At 46.4% G+C, this 25,160-nt stretch carries 19 protein-coding genes; 11 read left to right on the top strand and 8 right to left on the bottom strand.

All coding sequences use genetic code 11. From position 1 onward, the window contains the following. Positions 1-17: 17 nt before the first annotated feature. The 4 genes from oppD (at position 18) to BLS03_RS02395 (ending at position 4,619) form a co-directional block, all read left to right on the top strand. Positions 18-989, top strand: a complete 972-nt coding sequence (gene oppD / locus BLS03_RS02410; protein ID WP_245696554.1) for an ABC transporter ATP-binding protein — start codon at positions 18-20, stop codon at positions 987-989. Beyond that, positions 986-1,978 (top strand): murein tripeptide/oligopeptide ABC transporter ATP binding protein OppF, encoded by a 993-nt coding sequence (gene oppF, locus BLS03_RS02405; RefSeq protein WP_281241226.1) that lies wholly within the window; start codon positions 986-988, stop codon positions 1,976-1,978. The genes oppD and oppF overlap by 4 nt, the downstream gene beginning before the upstream one ends. Before the next feature lie 180 nt (positions 1,979-2,158). After that, complete coding sequence (locus BLS03_RS02400; protein WP_093269152.1) at positions 2,159-3,547, top strand: O-antigen ligase family protein; 1,389 nt, start codon at positions 2,159-2,161, stop codon at positions 3,545-3,547. A gap of 130 nt (positions 3,548-3,677) precedes the next feature. Next, the gene (locus BLS03_RS02395) at positions 3,678-4,619 is read left to right on the top strand and encodes a glutathione S-transferase family protein (protein ID WP_093269150.1); all 942 of its coding nucleotides are present in this window, start codon (positions 3,678-3,680) and stop codon (positions 4,617-4,619) included. A 77-nt stretch (positions 4,620-4,696) separates the two neighbouring features. Here BLS03_RS02395 and BLS03_RS02390 read toward each other — a convergent pair whose 3' ends face one another. The 3 genes from BLS03_RS02390 to BLS03_RS02380 all read right to left on the bottom strand — a co-directional run bounded on the left by BLS03_RS02390 (position 4,697) and on the right by BLS03_RS02380 (position 9,662). Continuing rightward, positions 4,697-5,815, bottom strand: a complete 1,119-nt coding sequence (locus BLS03_RS02390) for an OmpP1/FadL family transporter (RefSeq protein ID WP_093269147.1) — start codon at positions 5,813-5,815, stop codon at positions 4,697-4,699. Between the two features lie 371 nt (positions 5,816-6,186). Continuing rightward, positions 6,187-8,328 (bottom strand): phosphate acetyltransferase, encoded by a 2,142-nt coding sequence (gene pta, locus BLS03_RS02385; RefSeq protein ID WP_093269145.1) that lies wholly within the window; start codon positions 8,326-8,328, stop codon positions 6,187-6,189. Positions 8,329-8,465: 137 nt separating this feature from the next. Then, positions 8,466-9,662 carry an acetate kinase gene (locus tag BLS03_RS02380; RefSeq protein ID WP_093269142.1) on the bottom strand — a complete coding sequence of 399 codons (1,197 nt, stop codon included), beginning with the start codon at positions 9,660-9,662 and terminating at the stop codon, positions 8,466-8,468. 365 nt (positions 9,663-10,027) lie between these two features. On the opposite strand from BLS03_RS02380, the gene yfbV reads away from it, so the two are divergent. Then, positions 10,028-10,480 carry a terminus macrodomain insulation protein YfbV gene (gene yfbV, locus BLS03_RS02375; protein ID WP_093269140.1) on the top strand — a complete coding sequence of 151 codons (453 nt, stop codon included), beginning with the start codon at positions 10,028-10,030 and terminating at the stop codon, positions 10,478-10,480. Between the two features lie 140 nt (positions 10,481-10,620). Here yfbV and ald read toward each other — a convergent pair whose 3' ends face one another. Continuing rightward, complete coding sequence (ald, locus tag BLS03_RS02370) at positions 10,621-11,745, bottom strand: alanine dehydrogenase (protein ID WP_093269137.1); 1,125 nt, start codon at positions 11,743-11,745, stop codon at positions 10,621-10,623. A 156-nt stretch (positions 11,746-11,901) separates the two neighbouring features. Between ald and lrp the strand changes: the two genes are divergently transcribed. After that, complete coding sequence (lrp, locus tag BLS03_RS02365; protein WP_093269135.1) at positions 11,902-12,396, top strand: leucine-responsive transcriptional regulator Lrp; 495 nt, start codon at positions 11,902-11,904, stop codon at positions 12,394-12,396. Positions 12,397-12,546: 150 nt separating this feature from the next. Beyond that, positions 12,547-15,561, top strand: coding sequence for a DNA translocase FtsK (locus BLS03_RS02360; protein ID WP_093269132.1), 3,015 nt, complete (start codon positions 12,547-12,549; stop codon positions 15,559-15,561). A gap of 48 nt (positions 15,562-15,609) precedes the next feature. On the opposite strand, the gene dsbB is transcribed toward BLS03_RS02360, so the two are convergent. Both dsbB and nhaB read right to left on the bottom strand, forming a co-directional pair. After that, on the bottom strand, positions 15,610-16,131 hold the full coding sequence (gene dsbB, locus BLS03_RS02355; protein WP_093269129.1) for a disulfide bond formation protein DsbB: 522 nt from the start codon (positions 16,129-16,131) through the stop codon (positions 15,610-15,612). Between the two features lie 79 nt (positions 16,132-16,210). Further along, complete coding sequence (nhaB, locus tag BLS03_RS02350) at positions 16,211-17,803, bottom strand: Na(+)/H(+) antiporter NhaB (protein WP_093269126.1); 1,593 nt, start codon at positions 17,801-17,803, stop codon at positions 16,211-16,213. A 612-nt stretch (positions 17,804-18,415) separates the two neighbouring features. Here nhaB and fadR point away from each other — a divergent pair. Then, on the top strand, positions 18,416-19,255 hold the full coding sequence (gene fadR, locus BLS03_RS02345; protein ID WP_093269124.1) for a fatty acid metabolism transcriptional regulator FadR: 840 nt from the start codon (positions 18,416-18,418) through the stop codon (positions 19,253-19,255). A gap of 90 nt (positions 19,256-19,345) precedes the next feature. Here fadR and BLS03_RS02340 read toward each other — a convergent pair whose 3' ends face one another. After that, a complete protein-coding gene (locus tag BLS03_RS02340; RefSeq protein WP_093269120.1) occupies positions 19,346-20,512 on the bottom strand; it encodes a DUF1887 family protein in 1,167 nt (388 codons plus the stop codon). A gap of 144 nt (positions 20,513-20,656) precedes the next feature. Further along, positions 20,657-22,648 (bottom strand): methyl-accepting chemotaxis protein, encoded by a 1,992-nt coding sequence (locus BLS03_RS02335; RefSeq protein ID WP_093269117.1) that lies wholly within the window; start codon positions 22,646-22,648, stop codon positions 20,657-20,659. 229 nt (positions 22,649-22,877) lie between these two features. On the opposite strand from BLS03_RS02335, the gene hinT reads away from it, so the two are divergent. The 3 genes from hinT (at position 22,878) to BLS03_RS02320 (ending at position 25,111) form a co-directional block, all read left to right on the top strand. After that, positions 22,878-23,228: a purine nucleoside phosphoramidase gene (gene hinT, locus BLS03_RS02330; RefSeq protein WP_093269115.1), complete on the top strand. Its 351-nt coding sequence runs from the start codon at positions 22,878-22,880 to the stop codon at positions 23,226-23,228. A 105-nt stretch (positions 23,229-23,333) separates the two neighbouring features. Next, positions 23,334-24,722, top strand: a complete 1,389-nt coding sequence (locus BLS03_RS02325; RefSeq protein WP_093269112.1) for a COG3014 family protein — start codon at positions 23,334-23,336, stop codon at positions 24,720-24,722. Continuing rightward, positions 24,722-25,111 carry a YcfL family putative periplasmic lipoprotein gene (locus tag BLS03_RS02320; RefSeq protein ID WP_093269110.1) on the top strand — a complete coding sequence of 130 codons (390 nt, stop codon included), beginning with the start codon at positions 24,722-24,724 and terminating at the stop codon, positions 25,109-25,111. Before BLS03_RS02325 ends, BLS03_RS02320 begins: the two co-directional genes overlap by 1 nt. The last annotated feature ends 49 nt before the right edge of the window (positions 25,112-25,160 follow it).

Here is a 25,160-nt window from a genome sequence, read left to right as displayed (position 1 = left end):
AGATTAAGGAAGCAATGATGAGTTTATTAGATGTCAAAGATCTGCGTGTCGAATTTACCACTCAAGATGGTATCGTCACTGCAGTAAACGATTTGAACTTCTCGCTGAACCAAGGTGAAACTTTGGGTATCGTTGGCGAGTCTGGTTCAGGTAAATCACAAACGGTTTTCGCTATCATGGGGCTGCTGGCTAAGAACGGTATCATCTCAGGTAGTGCAAAATTTGAAGGTAAAGAGATTCTTAACCTTCCTGAAAAAGCATTAAACAAGGTTCGCGCAGAACAAATTGCGATGATCTTCCAAGACCCAATGACGTCACTCAACCCTTACATGAAGGTGAGTGATCAGTTGATGGAAGTGCTGATGCTGCACAAAGGCATGGGTAAATCTGAAGCGTTTGAAGAGTCAGTACGTATGCTTGAAGCGGTGAAAATCCCTGAAGCTCGCAAGCGTATTACTATGTATCCGCACGAGTTCTCTGGCGGTATGCGCCAACGTGTAATGATCGCAATGGCGTTGCTATGCCGTCCTAAGTTGCTGATCGCCGATGAGCCAACAACTGCACTTGACGTAACCGTTCAAGCGCAAATCATGGACCTTCTTAACGAGCTTAAGCAAGAATTCAACACAGCTATTATCATGATTACTCACGATTTGGGTGTGGTTGCGGGTTCTTGTGACAAAGTGCTTGTGATGTACGCAGGTCGTACAATGGAGTACGGCTCAGTTGATGAAATCTTCTATGAGCCAAGCCATCCATATGCGGAAGGTCTGCTTAAAGCGATTCCTCGTCTTGATACTGAAGGCGATATTCTTCCGACAATTCCAGGCAATCCACCAAACTTACTCAGTTTGCCAACCGGTTGTCCTTATCAAGAGCGTTGCCATCGTGTGATGGATCGCTGTAAGCGTGAAACACCGATTTTGACGCCATTTGATAATGGCCGCCAGCGTGCATGTTTTTCTGATTGGGAGACTTGGAAGAAATGAGTACAGATAAAAAAGTCCTTTTAGACGTTAAAAACCTCAAGGTGCACTTTAGCATTGCTTCTAAGTCTGCTTGGCCTTGGTCTAAACCATCGAACTTGAAAGCGGTGGATGGTGTGGATATTCGCCTATATGAAGGTGAAACCTTAGGTGTTGTTGGCGAGTCTGGTTGTGGTAAGTCCACCTTTGCTCGTGCCATCATTGGTTTGGTTGAATCAACGGCAGGTGAAGTGGTTTGGCTTGGTCAAGATGTGACTAAGATGAAAGAAGTTCAGCGTCGTGAAACGCGTAAAGACATGCAGATGATCTTCCAAGACCCTCTAGCATCGCTTAACCCGCGTATGACGATTGGTGACATCATCGCTGAACCACTACAGACGTTCTATCCAGAATTGTCGAAGAGCGAAGTCAAATCTCGCGTTAAAGAGATGATGGCGAAAGTGGGCTTACTGCCAAACGTTATCAACCGTTATCCGCACGAATTCTCAGGCGGTCAGTGTCAGCGTATCGGTATTGCTCGTGCTCTGATCTTGAATCCTAAGATGATCATTTGTGACGAACCAGTTTCTGCACTTGATGTATCGATTCAAGCGCAAGTTGTTAACTTGCTGAAAGAGCTACAAAAAGAGCTAGGCTTGTCTTTGGTCTTTATTGCTCACGATTTGTCAGTGGTTAAGCACATTTCTGATCGCGTCTTGGTAATGTACCTAGGTAACGCTGTTGAGATGGGTGAATCTGATGAGCTATTCGCCGATCCAAAACACCCATATACGCGCGCTTTGATGTCTGCTGTGCCAATTCCTGACCCGAAACTGGAACGCAGTAAACAAATCGAGATGTTGGAAGGTGACTTACCATCGCCAATTAATCCACCATCAGGTTGTGTGTTTAGAACTCGCTGCCCGAAAGCAACGGCAGAATGTGCTCAAACTCGACCAACAATTAAAGGTACCGACGCGCACTCAGTATCGTGTCTGCACGTTGAAATTTAATTGTAACTAATTCAGCCTGTGACGGGCTTAAGCGCGGTATCCTTTTAGGACCGCGCTTTTTTTATTGTTAAGAAAACAGTCACGAAAACAACACTATACTTATTGCAACTTGCTCTGATATCTGGCCATCAGTTACGGCGATGCAGACAACACAAAGTGTCAATAAGGAAACCTGACTGTATGGAAAACTCGCCTCGCTGGATGCCGTTATTGGTCGCGCTGATTTTTTTTGCCATCAGCATGATGTGTTTTAATCTGTTTATTCCACGCGACCAATTGCTCTATCTCTACGATAGCAAGCGTTTCTTCTTGTTGGCGCTGCTGATTATTGTCGCCCTGTGTGTCATCCTATCCAACGCCCTTAAGACTCAAATCGTAGACCAGTACCACGCATTGTCCGCGCATACCAAACTTGTGCTATGGGCTCTGGTGTTTACCTCGCTGGTGCCAACGCTGTTCTCTGTGTATCGCGTGTCTGCAATCACCCAATGGTTGCATCTCGGTGGGCTAGTAATGTTGGCGTCGGTATTGGTGTGCTATTTTCGCCGTGAGCATAAACTGTTTTTTAGCATGTCGGTCTGGCTTAGTATCTTGCTGTTTTTTAGTGTCGCTTACGCATTTTGGTACCGCTTATCGCATTCGCTGCCTGTGAACAATTCAGTGTTCGTTAGCTTTGCTAATCCTAGATTTTTAAGCCAAGTGCAAATTTGGTTTTTCCTACCCGTTGCTTATCTTGCCCATCATGCCCTCAAACGCGGTAAAGGATTCATCGGCCCAGTTTTATTGCTAAGTATGAACTTCTCGGTGTGTTTTACGTTAGATGCGCGTGGTGCGCTGCTCGCCGCGATAGTGGGCTTTGTGGTGATGATGGTGGCGGACGGTGCGAATCGCAAACGCTGGGCTAAGCTACTGCTCATCAGCCTCGCCTTAGGCTGGATTATCTCGTTAGTGCTGTTTAATCCGTTTCCAGCCTATCTGTTTGACCTGGAGTTTTCTGCGCCAGAGATTCGTGTAGATAGCTCGGGTAGGGTGGCACTTTGGCTCGAAACGCTGGCTTTTAGCTCTTTTTGGGGACACGGCGGCGGTGCGTTCGCCTGTCAACCGTTTGATTTTGCGCGGCCACACAATGTCTGGCTCAATATTTTAGTGCATTGGGGGTTGCCATCGGTGCTGCTTTGCAGCTTGTTGGTGTTAATGCTCGCGGTGCAAGTTATGCGTACTCATCATCGTCAGCAGCGGGTTCTCGGAGCCAATTTGCTAACTGGGCTGGCTTATAGCTTAGTTTCTGGTGTGTTGGATTCGCCTCTAAGCCAGTTGGTGGCCACCTTGGCGCTTGCCAGTTACTGGGCAACGTTTAGCGCTTCAACAACGAATGTGGTCGTTGGGCGAGTGCAGAGCATCTCCATGAGTGCATTAGCGCTATGTGTGGCATTAAGCAGCGGCTATCTGGGCTACAAGCGCTGGGATAACTACCCGCATCATATTGTGCAAAATGAGGTTAAGGCCAATGGCTTGCGCACTCAGTTTTGGGTCGGCTACAACTGTTTAGAGAAAAAAGATCTGCCTTAACCTCAAACGTGACTTGCGTTTGTGAGAAGGGTTCAAATTTTTCGAATGACACCACCAACTCACTCATCTGTTGACCATGATGAGATTATTTATACTGAAGTCATTAAAGAGTTAAGTGATGAGGTGATGTATGGGAAAATTAGTTGAAGGCGTGTGGCACGATGTGTGGTACGACACCAAAGCCAGCGGTGGTAAATTCGTTCGCGAAGACGCCGGGTTTCGTGATTGGATTCAAAATCAGCCAGATGCCAAGTTTCAACCTGAGTCAGGCCGTTACCATTTGTACGTCTCCTTGGCATGTCCTTGGGCGCATCGCACTCTCATTTTTCGTAAAATAAAAGGCCTTGAAGAACATATTGATGTCACGGTTGTTTGCCCAGACATGCTCAGCGAAGGTTGGGTTATGGGCTTACCTGAGCCATTGTTTGGCCACACTCGCATGCATCAAATCTACACCCAAGCGAAACCCGATTATACCGGTCGAGTGACCGTACCCGTGCTGTGGGATAAGAAAACCAATACCATTGTGAGCAATGAGTCTTCTGAAATTATCCGCATGTTTAACTCGGAATTTAATCAGTTAACCGGCAATCATGATGACTATTACCCTGAAGCTTTGCGCCCGGTGATTGATCATTGGAATGAGTTCATCTATCCCAATATTAACAATGGGGTTTATCGCTGTGGATTCGCAACCACGCAAGATGCTTATGAAGAAGCTTATGACAGTCTGTTTGATGCGTTGGATAAAGTCGAAGAGCATCTGGCGCATAATCGCTATTTAGCCGGTTCACAATTGACTGAGGCGGACTGGCGTTTATTTACCACCTTGATTCGCTTTGATCCCGTCTATGTTGGGCATTTTAAATGTAATAAGCAGCGCATTGTTGATTACCCGAATCTTAATGGTTACATGAAAGAGTTGTACCAGTTCCCGCAAGTGAAAGAGACGGTCGATTTTTATCATATCAAGCGCCATTACTATTTCAGTCATACCACCATCAACCCAACTCAGATTGTGCCAAAAGGGCCAGAGATGGACTTAATGAGTGAGCACGGGCGCGACAAGTAACTGCCCGCTAAAAAAAAGAGCCGCATTGATGCGGCTCTTTTTACATTCACGGTTATATCGCTAACATCGGTTAGAGATTATTTTTCAGCCCAGCTGTAGGTAACGTTTAGGAAGTACAACGCTGGATTGTGGTAGTGACCGTTGTAAGCGCCCATGTCGCTTACGCTAGACGAGTCAATGAATACGCCAGTAAAGGCGACACCCACTGAACGACCTTCGCTAAGTGCATAGTCAAAGCCTGTACCAACACGCACTGCACCGCCGGTTGGAATGGTCAAATCACCATTGTACTGATGTTTAAACATGCTGGTGTCGTAGGCAATACCGGCATTCCATTTGACGGTTGGGTTCAACTGGTATTGGGTACCAAACGCGACCTGGTAAGTATCTCTGAACTTATCGTTAGATGAGTAATCTTCCCAGTTTTGCCAGTTTAAGTTACCCATAATAGCGAAGCGGTCGTTGACCTGATGGAACGCACTCATCGCGATTTGCTGCGGGCTAACCGCAGTACTGTTGAGGCTGAAATCAAGGTTCATTGGCGCTACGTTACCTTTGAGTTTGAAATCAAACTCAGCTTTTGAGGTGTAAGCCAGACCAAAGCGAGTACGATCGCTCGGTTCGTATAACACACCGAACTTACCGTTGATAGCAACGTCCGTGTCATCTACGTCAGAGCTTAGCAGATCGCCTTTAGCCTCAAACGTGCCGTAATGAATACCAAGCCCAGCACCTAATGACCAGTGTTCATTTAAGCGGTACGACGCAGAAGGTTGCAGAATAACGCTTTGAGTTTTACCTTCGGATAGCGGGAAATTATCAAACTCTAACCCCATACCATAGTTGCCGTACAAGCCGATGCCGACGGTCAAGTTTTCGTCCATCTGTTGGCTGTAAAACGCTGAAGCCATAGGTACAAAGCCAACGACGTTGCCGCCATCCGCGCCACTGTCCATTTCATAAGTTGCATCACCGTACAGACCTTGTAAGCCGCCGGTAAATGAACGGCCTTGAATGTGGCTAAGGCCTGCTGGGTTGGTTGCAAGTACAGAAGCGTCTTGTGCTCGCGCGGCATTGCCTGCTGAAGCGAAGCCGACATCGGTATTGGCTAATTCGTAAAGGTAAAGTCCTGCAGCGTGTGCTGAAGAACATAAAAGAACCGAACCGGATAACGTTGCTTTGAGAAGTTTATTCATCTTTATTGCACTTATTATTAGAAAGAGTGGGAATTTTAAGTAACTCAGCCGCGTTCAAAATTGATTAAGGACATTTTTGTAACGCCTTGTGATGTAAGGAAAATCGGAATTTTCGCGTCACTAGTTAAGCCGTGATTGGTTGATGCTGTAACTATAGAATCAAATTTCTCGAAAATCGGGTTTTGGCTTAAAAATCATGATATTTCATGAAAGATGGCGTGAAGGTTTAGAAAGTTTTGGTGGCAGATGATTGAGCGTCATCACTCGAAAGTCAGGATGAATCGGTTTTCGATGATTGGAGTTTGTGGGGAAAGTCGAGCAAATAAAAAAAGCCGCAGCGAAGGCTGCGGCTTGAATCCATGTAGTGATGCTTATTTAGCTTGCGCTGCTTGAATTGCAGTTAGAGCGATGGTGTAGACGATATCGTCAACCAAAGCGCCGCGAGACAAGTCGTTCACAGGCTTACGCATACCTTGCAGCATTGGACCGATAGAGACTAGGTCTGCTGAGCGTTGTACCGCTTTGTATGTTGTGTTACCAGTGTTTAGGTCTGGGAATACAAATACTGTCGCTTTACCTGCTACTGGAGAGTTTGGCGCTTTAGAAGCGGCAACGTTTTCCATGATAGCCGCATCGTATTGAAGTGGGCCATCGATAACGAGGTCAGGGCGTTTTTCTTGAGCGATACGAGTTGCTTCACGAACTTTATCAACGTCCGCGCCTTTGCCTGATTCACCCGTAGAGTATGAAATCATTGCAACGCGAGGGTCGATACCAAATGCGGCTGCAGAATCTGCAGATTGGATAGCAATTTCAGCCAATTGTTCCGCGTTTGGATCTGGGTTGATTGCACAGTCACCGTATACCAATACTTGGTCAGGCAGCAGCATGAAGAAGATTGATGATACGATTGACGCGTTTGGCGCAGTCTTAATGATTTGGAACGGAGGAACAATGGTGTTCGCCGTTGTGTGTACCGCACCAGAAACTAAGCCGTCAACTTCGTCTGCTTCAAGCATCATAGTGCCTAGGAATACAGAATCTTCTAGTTTTTCACGAGCAACAACTTCGGTCATACCTTTCGCGCCGCGAAGTTCAACCAGACGTTCAACGTAGTTTTCGCGAACTTTGTCTGAATCGATGATTTCGATACCAGCACCTAGCGTTACGCCTTGCTGCTCAGCAACGCGTTTGATTTCTGCTGGGTTACCTAGAAGCACACAAGTCGCGATACCACGTTCAGCACAGATAGCCGCTGCTTTCACAGTACGTGGCTCATCACCTTCTGGTAGCACGATACGTTTACCCGCTTTACGAGCGAACTCAGTAAGCTGGTAGCGGAATGCTGGTGGGCTTAGACGACGTGACATTTCCGCGCCTTCGGTTAGCGAATCGATCCAGTTACCATCGATGTGGCCTGCAACGTGTTCGTTAACAAACTCGATACGCTCTTTATCGTTAGCTGGAACTTCAAGGCTAAAGCTCTGTAGGTTAAGCGATGTTTGCCAAGTGTTACCTTGAGCTTTGAAAATTGGCAAGCCAGAATCAAAAGCGGGTTTACATAGGTCAACGATCTCTTTTGGCATATCGTAGCCGCCAGTCAGCAAGATAGCGCCGATCTCAACGCCATTCATTGAAGCTAGAGAAGCTGCAACGATAACGTCTGGACGGTCTGCTGATGTCACAAGTAGTGAGCCTGGTTTGAAGTGCTCAATCATGTGTGGCAGTGAGCGTGCACAGAATGTGATGCTCTTAATACGACGAGTTTTGATATCACCTTCGTTCACGACTTCAGCGTTCAGGTGCTTCGCCATATCGATGGCGCGAGTCGCGATAAGATCGATGCTCCAAGGCACGCAACCTAGCACGCGAATTGGGCTAGAGTTGAAGATCTGCATCACTTCAAGCTGGTTTTTCTTCGCGCTGTCTGCATCATCAAAGATTTCAGAAAGGTCAGGGCGAGTACGACCAGCATCATCAACTGGTGCATTAAGCTTGTTGATGATTACACCAGAGATTTTTTTGTTCTTAGTGCCACCGAAGTTAGAACATGCAACTTCGATGCGCTCTTTAAGTTGAGATGGGTTATCTGTACCTGGCGTCGCAACAAGCACGATTTCTGCACCTAGCGTGGCTGCGATTTCCGCGTTTACGCTATTAGCAAACGGATGTTTGCGAGTAGGGACTAAACCCTCGATCAAGGTTACTTCAGATTCTTTGTTGACCTGATTGTAACGCTCAACCACAGTTTCCAAAAGCTCGTCCATCTTATCGCTACTGATAAGATTGTCGACCACTGACATCGGCATAGGTTCGCCGATTTTGATGGTGCTGTTTGCTGCCACTATAGTCGATGTTAGATCGGGTTGATCGCCACCGCTACGAGGTTGAGAAACAGGCTTATAGAAAGAAACTTTGACACCTTTGCGCTCCATCGCGCGTAAAACACCCATGCTAACACTAGTAAGACCAACACCAGCGCTAGTAGGGATAAGCATAATAGTACGGGACATTAGCAGAGTACCTTTAACTATTGAATTAAAGCCCAACTTCTTATTCCTGGGCTTCGATGGAATAGAAACTGAGCCCTGTGGTTTTTTCTATTATTAGAAAGAAAACTGGCTAGCCGAGTGGCTAGCCAGAAAAGTCATTAAAGACCAGCTAGACGTGCTGTGTCTTCGGCAATAACTAGCTCTTCGTTGGTAGAGATAACCATTGCTGGAATACGGCTGTTTGCCGTTGTGATTGTACCTTCGCCGCCAAAACGTGCTTTAAGGTTTGCTTCGCTGTCCACTTCGATACCGAAGATACCAAGACGGTTAAGTACCATTTCGCGAATTGGTGCTGAGTTTTCACCGATACCGCCAGTGAATACGATAGCGTCAAGGCGACCTTCTAGAGACGCGGTGTAGCCAGCGACATATTTAGCTAAGCGGTGGCAGAATACGTCCATCGCACGAGTCGCTTCTTCTTTCTCGCCGTAGTTATCTTCAACAAAACGGCAGTCAGAAGTGACTTCAGTTAGACCTTGCAGGCCAGATTCTTTGGTCAGCATAGTGTTGATTTGTTCAACAGAGTAACCAAGTGCGTCATGCAAGTGGAAGATGATCGCAGGGTCGATATCACCACAACGAGTACCCATCACCAAACCTTCAAGTGGAGTTAGACCCATTGAAGTGTCAACAGATTGGCCGTTCTTAACCGCACATACTGATGCGCCGTTACCTAAGTGACAGTTGATAATGTTAACTTCACTTTCAGGCTTGCCTAGCAACTTAGCCACTTCACGGGTAATGAATAGGTGAGAAGTACCGTGCATACCGTAACGACGAATGCTGTGCTCTTTATATAGATTGTATGGAAGAGCGTATAGGTAAGACTCTTGAGGCATAGTTTGGTGGAACGCAGTATCAAACACAGCAACGTTTTGTAGCTCTGGGAAAGATTTTTGCGCTGCTTTGATACCGATGATGTGCGCAGGGTTATGAAGAGGTGCAAGTGTTGCGCAGTCTTCGATACCTTTAATTACGTCATCAGTAATCAGTGCAGATTGAGTGAATTTCTCGCCGCCGTGAACGACACGGTGACCGATAGCTTTAAGTTGCTCTGCCAGTTCAGGCTTAGAAGCAAGAATAGTTTCGACAATAAAAGCAAGCGCTTCATTGTGTGCTGCACCATTGCCCAGTTGTGCTTCATGTTTACCATCAAGTTTCCACTTGATGCGAGCTTCTGGAAGATGTAGACATTCCGCAAGACCCGTTAGATGCTCTTCGCCATTCTCTGCATCAACAATCGCGAACTTAAGTGATGAACTACCGCAGTTTAAAACTAAAACTAGCTTAGACATGTATTACTACCTGTTATTCGTCTGATTCAAAAATCAGTGAGTATGAAAAATCTTCACCAGAATATAGTCGAACTCAATAGGAGTGCGAACTAATCTTGGTCAATAAAACTCAAATTTCCGTATAGTGAGACGTTGCTTTACCCGGAAGGCAACTTGTGCAATCCTTGCGAAAATCTTGTCAAAGTTGCCTATTTTGTAAATAACAGCAACAATGGTATTGAGAGTGCGCAAAGGATAGCGATAATAGACAAATATAACAAAAAAAATTTGAAGTTCTATTAACTTTTATCAAGTTTTTACGCTGTAAGTTGAAAGATTAAACTATTTTTTAGTGAATCAGCGTTTCGCGGAAGTGAGAGGGTATCATGAGTAATAAAGTTGGATTAGTTCATAGCTTACGTGATGGACAAAAATACATGGATATCTGGCCGATGCGTAAAGAGTTAACGCCAATGTTTCCTGAGCAGCGAATCATTAAAGCGACGCGCTTTGCGACTAAATCCATGCCGGCGATTGCCGCGATCAGCGTACTCACGCAGATGGTATTCAACAATTATCAAGCGATGCCGCAAACGGTGATCATTGCTTTATTTGCGATCAGTTTGCCCATTCAAGGCTTTTGGTGGCTGGGTAATCGCGCCAACACTCAATTGCCACCATCTCTCGCTGGCTGGTATCGCGAATTGCATCAGAAAATCATCGAAAGTGGTGGTGTTTTAGAGCCGATCAAAAGCAAACCGCGTTATAAGGAGCTTGCTAAGGTATTGAAAAGCGCCTTTCGCCAATTAGACAAATCCGTACTCGAGCGTTGGTTTTAACTTTCAACCTATCGCTGTTTAGACCGCTCGGCTATCCATTAATGTTTAACCGAGTACCAATAAAAAAGCTCTCATATAACGAGAGCTTTTTTGGTTTTTAAGTCTTACTACTTTCTAACTTGTCTTCGTGGCAACGGTAACTAGCTGAATTTTTCTAGTGCAAGTTCGGCATCGAGATACTGTAAACCAAACGCCTCCGCGACTTCTTTACATGTGACTTGTCCGTAAATGACATTCAAACCGCGCAAGAAACCTTTGTCTTCGAGTAGGGCGTCTTTGTAACCCTTGTTGGCAAGTTTAACAATATATGGCAGAGTGGCGTTGTTAAGCGCAAATGTCGATGTACGAGCAACGGCGCCAGGCATGTTAGCCACGCAGTAGTGAACCACCTCGTCCACAATGTAAGTGGGATCTGCGTGAGTGGTGGCATGAGAGGTTTCAAAGCAGCCGCCTTGGTCTATTGCGACGTCAACCACTGCAGAACCGGGTTTCATTTTGGCAATGTGTTGTTTGGTGACCAATTTTGGCGCTGCAGCACCAGGAATTAATACCGCGCCGATCACTAAGTCTGCTTGAGTGACGTGTTTGTCGATGGCGTCTACGGTCGAGTAGACAACTTTTGCACGACCTTGGAACTCTTCATCTAGTCTGCGAAGTGTATCGACATTACGGTCTAAAATGGTGACATCAGCGCGTAAACCTACGGCCATGCGCGCGGCGTTGGCACCGACGACACCAGCGCCAATAATCACCACTTTCGCCGGTTCAACGCCAGGTACACCGCCGATAAGTAGGCCTTGTCCGCCATGGGATTTTTCTAAGGTTTGTGCACCCGCTTGAATAGACATTCGGCCCGCGACCTCAGACATTGGTGCTAATAGTGGTAAGCGACCCATATTATCTGTTACAGTCTCATAGGCTATGCAGATGGCTTTGCTCTTGATTAGCTCCTCGGTTTGTGGAAAATCTGGTGCTAGGTGCAAATAAGTAAATAAAATTTGCCCCTCTTTGAGCATAGCGCGCTCAACAGCTTGAGGTTCTTTGACCTTAACAATCATATCTGCTTGCGCAAAAACGTCGGCAGCAGTAGGAAGAATGGATGCCCCTACAGCGATGTAATCATCGTCTGAAAAACCAATGCCCACACCGGCGTTGGTTTCTACAAAAATTTGGTGACCATGTGAAACAAGCTCGCGAACGCTAGCTGGGATCATACCCACTCGATATTCGTGGTTTTTGATTTCCTTTGGTACGCCAATGATCATCCTGACTCCTTATTTTTATTTGGTCGTATTAACTATATTTAGGGTATTGATATCGAATTTAAATCGAGTATAGGATTAAGTTTGAAAAATTTGATGCTAAATATTTAATAGTTGTAGTATATTTTTTTGCAAGGAAGTAATAAGGTGGAATAAAAAATGGCAGACAACAATAAGAAGCCGTCCAAGGATTTAGACCGTATCGATCGCAATATTCTTAATGAATTGCAAAAAGATGGTCGCATTTCAAACGTTGAGCTCTCTAAAAGAGTAGGGCTATCTCCAACACCATGTTTGGAGCGTGTGCGTCGTCTTGAACGTCAAGGATACATTACCGGATACACCGCGCTATTAAACCCGCAATATCTCGACGCATCACTATTGGTGTTTGTCGAAATTACGCTCAACCGTGGTGCTCCTGATGTATTTGAACAGTTCAATACTGCTGTGCAAAATTTAGACGATATTCAAGAGTGTCACCTCGTTTCGGGTGATTTTGACTACTTGTTGAAAACTCGTGTATCAGACATGGGCGCGTACCGTAAACTGCTTGGCGATACTTTACTGCGTTTACCTGGGGTAAATGACACTCGTACTTACGTGGTAATGGAAGAAGTGAAGCAGACCAATCAATTGGTTATCAAAACTCGTTAACGGTTGGTAAGGTCGGAATCCCTTTCGATATTCTGACTTTATATAATTGGGTTTTTGACGCCAATATGGTTAAATCAGTAGTCCGAGACGACGTGGTCGCTCGGACTATTTTTATACATTAGATTCCATATTTTTATAGTTAAGTTGGTTATGTTCAAAGAGAACAAAAGTAAAGTAGAAACAATCATTAAAACGGGTGAAGAGCCTACGTCTTCCCGTCTAACCGGTACGCAACGTTTGAGAGAGTGCGCGCTCATTGTTGCGGTGCTTTTTTCTATTCTCCTTGCGGTCTCTCTTCTGACCTTTAATCCAGCCGATCCTTCATGGTCGCAAACCGCGTGGGGCGTTGACGTTGAGAATGCTGGCGGTATCGTCGGTGCTTGGATTGCTGACACGCTGTTTTTCAGTTTTGGTTCACTGGCGTATCCAATCCCAGTAATCTTAACTTGCGTTGCCTGGGTGCTATTTCGCAAACGTGAAGAAGACGAACCTCTTAACTTAATGTTGTGGGGCACTCGCTTGCTGGGTCTTGCGATTCTTATCCTCACCAGCTGTGGGCTGGCCGATATCAACTTTGACGATATTTGGTACTTTTCATCCGGTGGTGTGATTGGTGATGTGCTCACCAGTCTTGCGCTGCCCACACTGAACGTTCTGGGCACCACCTTGGTGCTGCTGTTTATGTGGGGGGCGGGGTTCACGCTGCTAACGGGTATTTCTTGGCTAGAGATTGTCGATTGGTTAGGTAACTTTAGTTTACGTGTTCTCACCGGCATGCTGAATAAAATCCGCGGCCGCCGCAATGAAACCATTGAACCAGATCTCAGTTCGAATATTGTTACTCCAAGAGCGACTGCTGAGCCGCGTATCGCAGCGCCGATTGCGAGTGATGAAGTGGCAGACAGCAATGATATGCTCTTGACAGAACCTAAACTTGAACAAATCCCAGCGGTAGAGCCTGAGCCGCGCCGATTTAATATTCACGTCCCTGAAAAACGTGACGTGGTAGAGCCCATCGATGTGGATGAAGAAAACGACCCATTATTTGCCGATTTCTCCACGCCAGCGGCGGATCCTAAGCCGCAAGCTCCGATGTACCATGCTGAAGATGATGACGATGACATGGACGCGGATGAGCGTGCCCGTCAGCTTGGAGCGACTATCGAACAGCTAGAAGCGGGAGATTGGCAACGTAGTGCGGCGCAGCCCGCTGCCGCGCAACAAGAGTCTGCCATTGCCCATCAATCGGAATCGCAGCCAGTTTCTTACCAAAGCGAAGATTCAGACCCAAGTTTTGATGTTCAAGACGAGCAAGATCTTAGCATCGACAATTTGCCATGGCAGGTTGACACTGATGAGCAAGACGATCCATTGCTAAGTCGCCATAACCTCGAACAGATCAGTCATCAGGTTGAGCCAAATACCAGCCATGAGCCAAGCTTCTCAAGTTTTGATATCGATGATGAAGATGCGCCATTTAGCGGCGCAGAAATTCAAGACGTTGAAACGCAAGAGCCCGAAATGCCTGCCCATCAGTTTGATGAGCCCGAGGTTGAGGATCAAGATGTTGCGGCGTTCCAAAATATCGTGAGTGAAGCGCAGGCCAATCAGGTCGCACAGCAAAACCCGTTCTTGGTGCAAAACGACGTTCAGTTGCCTAAGCCAACCGAACCTATGCCAACGCTCGAGTTGTTGTACCATCCAGAGAAGCGTGAAAACTTTATTGACCGAGAGGCTCTTGAAGATATTGCGCGTTTGGTTGAGTCCAAACTGGCCGATTACAAAATCAAAGCTCGAGTGGTCGACATTTTCCCAGGCCCAGTCATTACTCGTTTTGAGCTGGACTTGGCGCCTGGCGTTAAAGTCAGCCGTATCTCTGGTTTATCGATGGACTTAGCGCGTTCGCTATCTGCGATGGCGGTGCGCGTGGTGGAAGTGATTCCTGGGAAACCTTATGTTGGTTTGGAATTGCCAAATATGAGCCGTCAGACCGTGTATCTATCGGATGTTATTAGCAGCCCGCAATTTACCGAGGCGAAGTCACCGACCACCGTTGTGCTGGGTCAAGACATCGCTGGTGACGCGGTTGTGGCTGATTTGTCCAAGATGCCGCACGTACTGGTTGCTGGTACTACAGGTTCCGGTAAATCGGTTGGGGTGAACGTCATGATCCTCAGTATGTTGTACAAATCTACCCCAGATGATGTGCGCTTTATCATGATCGACCCGAAAATGCTTGAGCTCTCGGTGTATGAAGGCATTCCACATCTACTTTCGGAAGTCGTGACCGACATGAAGGATGCTTCCAACGCGCTGCGTTGGTGTGTCGGTGAGATGGAGCGCCGCTACAAGCTGATGTCGGCGCTTGGTGTACGGAACATCAAAGGTTTTAATGACAAACTGAAAATGGCGGCAGAAGCCGGGCATCCGATTCATGACCCACTATGGCAAGCGGGTGACAGCATGGATCCAGAGCCGCCGCTACTTGAAAAACTCCCTTATATCGTCGTGATCGTCGATGAGTTCGCCGACCTTATGATGGTGGTAGGCAAAAAAGTCGAAGAGCTTATCGCACGTTTGGCGCAAAAAGCACGTGCGGCGGGTATTCACCTCATTCTGGCTACGCAGCGCCCATCTGTGGATGTGATTACCGGTTTGATTAAAGCCAACATTCCAACCCGTGTGGCGTTTACGGTATCGACCAAAACCGACTCACGCACCATTCTTGACCAAGGCGGCGCTGAATCGCTGCTGGGAATGGGTGACATGCTTTACTTGCCGCCAGGCTCTAGCCATACCGTGCGTGTGCATGGCGCTTTTGCCTCTGATGACGATGTTCACGCTGTGGTGAATAACTGGAAAGCTCGTGGTAAGCCAAACTACATTGATGAAATCACCAATGGTGACCAAAGCCCAGAGACGCTGCTTCCTGGTGAGAAAATGGAGTCAGATGAAGATGTTGACCCACTGTTTGACCAAGTTGTAGAGCATGTGGTGGAGACCCGTCGTGGTTCGGTATCTGGTGTTCAGCGCCGCTTTAAGATTGGTTATAACCGTGCGGCGCGGATTGTTGAGCAATTGGAAGCTCAGGGCATTGTGAGTGCGCCGGGGCATAACGGTAACCGAGAGGTTATTGCGCCCAAGCCTAATCGAGATATGAACTAAAAAAATCCCCGCAGCAGCGGGGATTTTTTTATGGTGAGTTTTATTTGCTTAGCGTTTCGTTCTTGTCAATTGGGCTATCACGATAATCGCAAGAGCAATCAAGTTACCGGCAAAAATGATGACGAGCCACTGCGGCATAGAAAGGGTTAAAAATTGCCAAACGACTTTGCTGCAATCGCCGTAGGCTTCAAACATCCATGGCATCCACTTGTTGAGCGGCATCCAACTCGGTAGCGTGACGAATACATCACAGGTTGCAAACGGAGATGGATGGAATTGGTATTCGACATGCTGCATCGCGAGCGTCAAGCCTTTGTATGCGCTAAGGCCCCAACCAATTAAGCCTAACCAGCGAAATACGGGATTCTGCGGTGCGATGGCACCAACAATTGCCGCACAACCAATACCCAGCATCGCAACGCGTTCATAAATGCACATCACACAAGGTGCGAGCATCATGACATGTTGGAAAAATAGCGCACAGGCTTCAAAAACAATAATAAAAGCCAGCAGCAATAACCAAGCGCGTCTTTGCATTGAAAACGACTTTATTGAAGTTAATAGGTTCACAAATTATGTCCTTAAAATAAAAAAGCTCTGGGTTATCAGAGCTTTTTATCGAGAAATAGTTTCACGTGCAATCTAAATTTTAATGGCTAGATGGCGCTGCAGGTGAGCTGGCTTCCAAAACGCTATCACTGATCCAGCCTAAGTCGTAAAACACCGCGGAAACGGGCTCTAAGAACACCATGATGCCAATAAGACCCGTAACGGTAAGTACGACTGTGTACGGCAACGCCATCACCACCATTTTTCCATAAGAAAGGCGAATCAGCGGAGCCAGTGTGGAAGTCAGCAAGAACAAGAACGCCGCTTGGCCGTTCGGGGTTGCCACCGATGGTAAGTTGGTTCCTGTGTTGATCGCGACCGCCAACATATCAAATTGTTCGCGTGAAATAATGCCTTCATTTAGCGCTGTCTTCACTTCGTTGATGTACACAGTGCCGACAAACACGTTATCCGAGACCATCGACAGTACGCCGTTAGCGAGATAGAACAGAGCGAGCTGGGTACTTTCATTCTCAACGTGCAGCACCGCATCGATGACGGGTTTAAATAACCCTTGGTCGATGATGACTGCTACAATCGAGAAGAACACGGCGAGTAGGGCAGTGAAAGGTAGCGCTTCTTCAAACGCTTTACCCAGTGCATGTTCTTCAATCACACCGGTAAATGCAGTGGCAAGAACGATAACGGACAAACCGATGAGGCCCACAGCCGCCAAGTGCATGGCAAGACCGACAATTAGCCATACCGCGATAAGGCCTTGAATCCAAAGCTTCGCGATGTCTTGTTTCGAGCGATTTTTCGACTCTTCAATATCGTAATCGTTAAGAATGGTGCGCACGGCATCTGGAAGCTGCGCGCCATAACCAAACACTTTGAATTTCTCAACCAACACACAAGTGAGCATACCGAGAATGAATACAGGTAGCGTGACTGGTGCCATGCGCAGAATAAATTCGCCAAATAACCAACCGGCTTGATCTGAAATGATCAAGTTTTGCGGTTCACCCACCATGGTAGTTACGCCGCCAAGCGCAGTACCCACACCGGCATGCATCAACAATGAGCGAAGAAACGCGCGGTAATTTTCAAGGTCGTCACGGGTGAGTTCGGTGAAGTGCTCGTCTTGAGTATGGTCATGATCTGAGCCTGAACCTTTACCTGACGCGACTTTGTGGTAAATAGCGTAGAAACCGACGGCCACGCTGATGATAACTGCAATCACCGTTAATGCATCAAGGAAGGCAGACAGAAACGCAGCGGCAAAACAGAAGGCAACAGAAAGAAGCACTTTCGAGCGAATGCCAAGCAAAATCTTAGTAAAGATGAACAGCAAAAGTTGCTTCATAAAATAGATGCCAGCAACCATAAACACTAAGAGTAGCAATACTTCGATGTTGGCAACCAGTTCATGTTTTACGTGTTCTGGGCTGGTCATACCGATAGCCACCGCCTCTATGGCGAGTAGACCACCAGGTTGTAGCGGATAACATTTGAGTGCCATTGCGAGAGTAAAAATAAACTCAGCGACCAAAACCCAGCCGGCGGTAAAGGGATCGATCAAAAAGAAAATGATCGGGTTTAACACTAAAAAGGCGATGATGGTGAGCTTATACCAGTCTGGTGCTTTACCCAGAAAGTTTTTCATTAAGGCATTTCCGAACGATATCGGCATTTTGAGCTTCTCTTTATAATCTGCAATAAGGAAAGGGAGACGCTTGACTTCGAAAGAAAGGAAGTGTTTCAAAACAATGAATTAGTAAAACAACAAGTACGTAATCCTTGTGGTCTTGCCAAGTCATCCATTGAGAAGACAAGCACTCATACTTAAGCGCTACTCTACTGTACGCATAGATTTAGTCAACGCTTGAAGGCGCTTTGTTGTTGGCAAAAGGGCGTTTTTGTTGAAAAACGGGATCGATGTGGTATTCGTATGGTTTCTATGCTGTAACGGCGATGTTGTTGGAATAATAACCTTGTATTAAATTTATCCAATTATTGAGCTCGCGAGTATTTAATCAAAGACAAATTGTTGCGTGTGTCTATTTTTTGAATTGCTTATTTAAAGTTCAATATTATATGCACTTGTTAACTTATCGAATTTTGTGTGGTTAATTAACTCATATATTGATGCAGCATTTGGATTGATTAAATCTAATACAAAATAGCTATATTCATTGTGGGCTTGAGCCCAAGTTTCATGGGCGTTTGTTTCCTGTATTTAACAACTAGTGGTATGATGAGTGGTAATAGAACCAAATAACGAAAAACTTGGATTAAAAATTAAATGGTCATTAAGGCAAAAAGCCCTGCAGGTTTCGCGGAAAAATACATTATTGAGAGTATTTGGAAAGGTCGTTTCCCTCCAGGTTCAATTTTACCCGCAGAGCGTGAGCTATCAGAATTAATCGGTGTAACACGAACGACATTACGTGAAGTATTACAGCGTTTGGCACGTGATGGATGGTTAACCATTCAACATGGTAAACCGACCAAAGTGAATCAGTTTATGGAGACATCAGGTCTGCATATTCTCGATACTTTGATGACTCTGGATGCAGAAAATGCGACGTCGATTGTGGAAGATCTTCTCGCTGCACGCACCAATATCAGCCCAATTTTTATGGGTTACGCGTTTAAACTTAATAAAGAGCATGCTGAACGCACCATTATTACCGTGATCGAATCGTGTGAAACACTGCTTGGCGCGCCATCTTGGGATGCTTTTATGGCGTCGTCGCCATACGCGGAAAAAATTCAGCAACATGTTAAAGACGATGGTGAAAAAGACGAACAAATTCGTGAAGCGAATTTGATCGCCAAAACGTTTAACTTTTACGATTACATGCTGTTCCAACGTTTGGCATTCCATTCTGGAAACCAAATTTATGGCTTGATCTTTAACGGGATTAAGAAGCTCTATGATCGTGTCGGCAGTTACTATTTCTCAAACGCTGAATCACGTAAATTAGCATTGCAATTTTACCGTGATTTGCTGCAAGTGTGTAAAAGTGGTGAACGCGATCAAGTGGCAGTAGTGATACGTCAATATGGCATGCACAGCGCGCAGATCTGGAACGAAATGAAAAAGACTCTGCCAACCAACTTTACTGAAGATGACAGCTAATTCACATCAAGCTACGGGTTAACTTCTATACGCAAAAGGCTCCTTGATGGAGCCTTTTTGACGTTGAGAGCCTGTCGTTTTTAAACGTGATTAGCAATCATCTTCTGCGCCGCCAGCGCCTTTAAACCAATGGCTTAAGTGAGCTTTTAAGTTCTTAAGTTCATCTGGGCCAATTAAGGCTAACCCCAAATCTTCGGCGCGAGTAATGTCGTTGTAGCGCAGCGGGCGAAAGCTCACCAACATAGCACGAGCCTGAAGTCCGCCAAGTAGGTCACGCAGGGATTCGAGCTTATACAGGGTGTCATCGCCGTCGTCGCGCATACCTTTGGTTTTACACTCGATAATGTGTAGCTTGTTGTTGACCACTGAGGCCACATCCAATTCATTGCGGACTTCACGTTCACCGAGTTGACGATAGACCTGTACGTTTAATGAACGGTCCTGAATGGTTGGCATTTCTTCTTGAATCTGTTTAACCGTACTGTGAACCAGAGTCTCTAGCCACTCACCGTTGGAGAAGCGTCTGGCGTCTTCGTTGGCAAAGGTCAGCACGCCATTTTCATAGCTGGCGATTTTGGCCTGCACCAGATCATCGATCAGCATCGCCAATTCGCGATAGCCTTGCTGTTTTTCTGATAGCTCAACATCCAGCTTGTGTTCTTTACGGCAGGTGGTCGCAAGATAATTCAAGGTGGCAAGGCCAGGCCCAAGTTCTAGCGCGTTACTGGCCCAGCTTTCACCGAGTTCGTATAGCTTTTTGTCCAGCTGTGGTGGCAATTCTTGATGATTGAACTCACCACGAGCGCCAAAGATTGTCAGGTAATCTGCAATGGTAATGTGGTCTTCGACTTGAACTTCCTCTTTACCATCTGGGTAGAGCCAGCAAAGGCTATCGGTACTCGGTTCGACAACGAAAATATCCCAGTGGTAACTACGAAAGACTTCATAAACCGACAGCAGTCTGTGGCGCAAACCGCAACTGGCGTTGAGTTTGACCTCTTGCTCGCCGCGAGCCTTAAGCGTTTCTGCCAAGCCATGGACAGCGACTTTGATCTGGGATGTATTGGCTCTTTCAGGAATTTCAAAGAATTCGGAGGTGATATCGCGTTGATTAAGTACAGTATGAAGGCGGGTATACATTTCTTGTTGAGTACTGTCGCCAATGAAAATGATGTGGCGACTAACGGTGCGCTTATCTAATAACGGGGTGACCAGACGAATAGGGTCCGAGTCAATAATGCCTACATGAACTGCCATATGATTTCCTCATGTACGGCTTGCAAAAGTGAGATTAAGGGACGATGTGAGCAAGCCTATAAGCATCATATAAAGACACAGATCGCAAAAAACAAGGGCGACCCCTAAAAGAAAGCCGCCTTTGGTCAATAATTTACAATGATTTTACAATTTAAAGCGATGTACGAGTGCACCTTGTTGATTAGCTAATTCAGTCAGTTGCACATTGGTATTGGCGATGTCGGCTATGGCTTGATAACTCATGCCGGCGATCGCATTAATCTCTTCAATATTGCGTGCAATTTCTGCGGTGGTCTCGTTTTGTTCGGCGGCCGCTTGAGAAATATGGCCGCTCATTTGGCTGATCTCGATAATCAATGCTTGGATTTCTTCCATCGCGTTATTGGCTTTAGAAGCTTGTTCAACGGAAAGCGTCATTTCCTGCCTGCAACTTTCAATGACTTTGCTGGCAGAGGTTGAACTGTTTTGCAGGTTACTGATCATGTTTTCCACTTCGGCGGTTGAATCGGTGGTGCGTTTGGCGAGCACGCGAACTTCATCAGCCACCACAGCAAAGCCTCGGCCTTGCTCGCCAGCGCGAGCCGCTTCAATTGCGGCGTTAAGAGCAAGTAAGTTGGTTTGCTCTGCCACACCGCGAATCACATCTAAGATAGTGCCTATTTTACCGCTCATCTGCTTAAGGTCAGCGACAGCATCAACGGAGTGATTGAGACGCTGTTCGAGCTGATTAATGGTGGTGATGTTTTGATTCATAATGGTACGCCCGGATTCAGACGCGCGTTCGACTTTCTCAACCATTTCTAGCGAGCTTTGCGCGTTACTCGCTACCTCTTGAACCGAGTGAGCCATCTGTGCCATTGCCGTTGCGACGCTTGCGGTTTGTTCACGCTGATGGCTAAGTTGCGATTGCGCATCTTGCGAGGTCAACTGGTTATTATTCGCCGTTGAGGTGAGGTTGTCGGAAGCACCATTTAAGCGCTGCAAAATAGTATGAAGGTTGTCTGCCAGCTCATTAATGTGGCGACTTAGGCGGCTAAATTCATTGTTATAACGAATGTCGATACGCTGAGTCATATCGCCTTGAGTTAAGCCTTCAAGTGTCGCCAGAATCCGAGTCAATGGTTCACGGACACTATGAGCAACGTGATAACCAACGCCTGCTGCCAGCAATACCACCACAATGCCGATTGCGATAGCTTTGACAAGCCCAGAATGGTAGACCTGCTCGGCATCGAGTAAGGCATCATTGAGGCCATTTTGAGCTTCAACGCTGAAGGTGTTTAACAGCGCCATAGTGTTGTCCACTTCTGCGGCTAGGTTGGCGATGTTGTCATAGAGCGCCGCTTTCGCGGTTAAATAATCACTGTGCTGGTCGAGCACACCACCTTTTTGGCCGATGTCACGGGTAAATTGTTCCACCGAAGCGTCGAAAGTGTCTTTCAGTCTGGGTAACTGAGCGGTCAAACCTCGATAAGCGTAGTTAAGATGAGTCACGGCTTTTTTGTTTTTTGCCACCGCTTTAGCGACAAAGTCGCGGTCGTTGCTGGCGAGTGCATCGGAGGTGATACTTTCGGCTTCTTTGAGTTTGATAAAGTAGCTTTTGGCCATAATCTTAACGGAAATGCTTGATTGGCCATCGACATACTCTTTCATACCGATGCTGAGCTCTGAGGTTAAACGCTGAAAGTTACGTGTAGATTGTTGCACTTTTTCTTGCGCCGCGAACATGGCTTGGTAGTTTTCCATCGCTTGCTCTGCTTCTGAAAAATAACGCGTTTCTGCCGCATTCAACTTTTCAATTTGTTCGCTCAGCTGTGGTTGGTGCGCACTGGCTGATTGTAACTGCAGCAGTGACTTATGGTAATCCACCTGAGCCTCAGCAAATTGAGTGCGCATTTCTTGCATGCGAGTCTCATTTTGGGTGGTTAGAAAATCTTTAAAGTATTTGTCTGCACTGAGCAGTTTTACACTGGTTTGGTTAGCAGAAGAAACCAAAGGTAAGGCTTGGTTAGACACGGAGGTAAAGTTGCTTTGAATGGTTTGCATGCTGCGCATCATCATAAATGTGGTGATGGCAAACATGACGATCAGTAGGGCAAACCCCACATACATGCGCCTAATGACAGAGCCTTTCATAGATTTCTCCCTTACTTCGTGGCAATACAAAAACTGTTTAAAAAAAGTTAACAGAAACAGCGCCATACTATTTCAGGGCGGTTACGCATTTTATGACGCACAATACAAAAATAACCTCACAAAATAGTCGAATCATGAATCTGTTAACCTCAGTCTGTTTTTATTGAGCTTTGTATGCCCATGCCGCATACTTTGGGAATCTTTGTTTTTCTAAGGAGTTGGAGGATTTATGACCGAAGAAACCATTTTTAGCAAAATTGTGCGTAAAGAGATTCCTGCCGATGTGGTGTATCAGGACGATTTAGTGACTGCATTTCGTGATATCAACCCGCGTGCGCCGAGCCACATTTTGATCATTCCCAATAAACATATTCCAACTGTGAACGATGTGACGACTGAAGATGAACTAGCACTTGGTCGCCTATTTACCGTAGCGAAGCAAATCGCGAAACAAGAGGGGATTGACGAAAACGGCTACCGTTTGATTGTCAATTGCAACTCGCATGGTGGGCAAGAGGTTTACCACATTCATATGCATTTGGTCGGAGGGCAACCTCTTGGTCCTATGTTATTGAGTTAACGTAAACTTTTTAGCTTTATTACGGTCTAACGCCACGAACTTAAGACGTGAAATGTTCTGCTCACGTCTTATGGCTTAACCTTTACTTTTTGATTGGAGTGAGAAGTGCGACGTCGCATTCAACTCGCATTAGCGATTACTAGCGCCTCGGTATTATCGGCGTGCGCCAACTTTTCAGCTGGCAATCTTTTTAGCCATTACAGCGCACAAAATCAAGCCTTGTATCAATCGGTCAAAACCGGTCAGTACCAACAAGCTCAGCAAGCACTGAATGAATCGGTGGCCGGGGATATTTTGGATAACTTTGAGAAAGGCCGCGTGGCGATTCTCAACCAAGATTATTCGAATGGAAAATCCTTCCTTGAGAAAAGTGATCAAGCGGTTCGAGTGCAACAAGACAAAGCCACCATTTCCATCTCAGATACCGCGACCAGCGTTGGATCGCTGGCGGTGAACGATAACCTCAACATTTATCGTCCCGCCGATTATGAGCTTGGTTTTTTGCACTTATACCTTGGCCTTAGTTACGTACACGACAACGATCTCGAAGGTGCTTTGGTGGAAATGCGCCGCGCCAACCAAGTTCAAGAGCGAGCGCGCAAAGAGCGCGAAGCCGAGTTGGAATCTGCGCAAAAAGAAATGACCTCCCAAGGGCTGAGCCCCAATTTAGGCAGTGTGTTAGCCAATTATCCCGATGCAGGTAAAACTCTGCAAAGTGTGCAAAACGGATATCTTTTTTATCTCTCGGCGCTGCTATATGAAGCGTCGGGCGATCTTAATGGCGCGTATGTGGATTATCGCCGCGCGTTAGCGGTAGCACCAGACAACCAGCAAATTATCGAGGGCACAAAACGCGTCGCCAAACGGCTTGGCATGAGCCAAGATTTGCGCTTATTAGAAAAACGTTATGGCGCAGCAGAGTTGTTACCACAAGGGAAAAGTCGCGTCATCATCATCGAAGAACAAGGGGTGGTGCGTGCTCTTGATGGCTGGAAGCAAGCTTTACCGATCTTTGACAGTAAAGGTGGCACCGCTTGGTACTCTATGGCACTTCCGTACTACCGTGATACGCCAAAGCAAGCCTTTTCACCGATGCAGCTAAATCATCAAAATCTGAGCGATAGCGCTCTGGTTGATGTGGACGCAATGGCAACTCGTGACTTAACTGAACGTATGCCAGCACTGATTTTGCGCCAAGCGCTGCGAGTGGTGGCAAAAGAGCAGTTACGCCGCCAGGCGGCCAAAGATGATGTTGGTAATTTGCTCTTTAATGTTTGGAACACATTAACCGAACAACCTGATACCCGTAGTTGGTTGACGTTGCCAGAGCAAGTCAACAGTGCCAGTCGCATTGTGGCGCCAGGGCAACAAGTGGTAACGGTTGATGGTAAAGATTATTCGTTCGATGTCGCTGAGGGAAGAACCGCATTGGTGTGGCTTTCTCGTCAAGGTGATAACTCGACCATTTGGCATAAACAATTAGGAAGGCTGTAATGAAAAAATGGTTATCAGTACTGTTTGTGGCGCTGACTCTCACGGCGTGCGCAAGTAATACCGCAGGGCTGCGCATCGATGGTGCAACGCAAACCGTGCTTTTTGGCGATAATGTGTTAGGGTCGCGGCTCAAAATCGACAGCATCGCGACGACCCAAGTCGATGGTCATGCCCGTGGCGTAGTGCGCTTAGCGAGCCAATATAGTGGCGATTTGCACATTCAATATCGATTCTACTGGTATGATGATCAGGGACTTGAAGTTAACTTAAAGCAAGGCCCTTGGCGTCAGGCGGTGATTCGCGGCATGGAAACCATGGCGATTTCTGAAGTATCAATCAATCCAAACGGCAAGCACTTTCGTGTGCAAGTTCGTGAACTGGATGAGTAACTTTTGGTCTAACGACTTTGAGTACACAATTTAAAATCAAGACAATTGG

The sequence above is a fragment of the Vibrio xiamenensis genome (assembly GCF_900100015.1).
Classification (GTDB): Bacteria; Pseudomonadota; Gammaproteobacteria; order Enterobacterales; family Vibrionaceae; genus Vibrio; species Vibrio xiamenensis.
Note: the sequence above shows the minus strand (reverse complement) of the source record. Positions and strands in the feature narration are given on the sequence as shown.